The organism is Sedimentibacter sp. B4, from assembly GCF_000309315.1.
Lineage (GTDB): Bacteria > Bacillota > Clostridia > Tissierellales > Sedimentibacteraceae > Sedimentibacter > Sedimentibacter saalensis.
Genome location: NZ_CANG01001041.1, coordinates 1 through 801, shown reverse-complemented (window position 1 = coordinate 801; position 801 = coordinate 1). Strand labels below are relative to the sequence as shown.

Here is an 801-nt window from a genome sequence, read left to right as displayed (position 1 = left end):
CACCCGGTCGGCCATGTCGCCGCGCGGGGAGACCGTTTCGAGCACCACTTCGGCGCCGTCGAAGGCCTGCGCGAGCACGTCCGGGTCGGCACGGAGCCGGTGACGTAGCGGACGCCGGGTACCGGGCCTCCGCGGGCTTGCGGCTGAACGCCGTCACCTCGTGTCCGCGTCCGGCCGCCTCGCGGACGATCGCGGCTCCGGCGTAGCCGGTTCCGCCCAGCACCGAGATTCGGGTCATGGTCGCTTCTCCTTCGTGGTTGGTCTGCACCCTTGTCAAGACGGTTGCGACTTCAACTATTCCCGGAGGGTGCGCGTTACGGCACCGCTGCCTGCAGGGCCCCCACCTCGACGACCTCCCGTGCGGCCCGGCGCTCGTTGTGCACCAACTGGCGGCGCTTGAGCGCCCAGGCGATCGCCACCGGGAGCAGCGCGCCGAGCCAGGCCAGCGGAGCGGCCAGGCAGACCGCGAGGAAGCCGAGTCGCTCGACCAGCAGCAGCCCGACCCCGGCACGGGCGAAGAGTTCCATGAAGCCGGCGATCGTCGGAACGAGGGTCGAACCGAGCCCCTGGACGGCGTTGCGGAGCAGGAAGAGCACGGCCAGCACCCAGTACAGGCTCCCGTTCAGGATCAGGTACTGGTGCGCCATCGCGACCACGCGGTCCTCGCCGTCGCCGACGAAGAGGCGAACGAGGCCGGTGCCGAACACCGCGATCGCTCCGCCGAGCGCGACTGCGAGCCCGATCGCCAGCATGCTGGTGCGGAACACTCCGTGCCGGATCCGCCACCACTCCCCCGCGTCC

General features: G+C 71.2%; 2 protein-coding genes. Both read right to left on the bottom strand.

Translation table 11 applies throughout. From position 1 onward, the window contains the following. Positions 1-238: NAD-dependent epimerase/dehydratase family protein (locus BN358_RS29600; protein ID WP_368730818.1), on the bottom strand; the 238-nt coding region annotated here is incomplete at its 3' end. Between the two features lie 76 nt (positions 239-314). After that, on the bottom strand, positions 315-801 hold a 487-nt coding region (locus tag BN358_RS25030), incomplete at its 5' end, for an MATE family efflux transporter (RefSeq protein ID WP_255346929.1).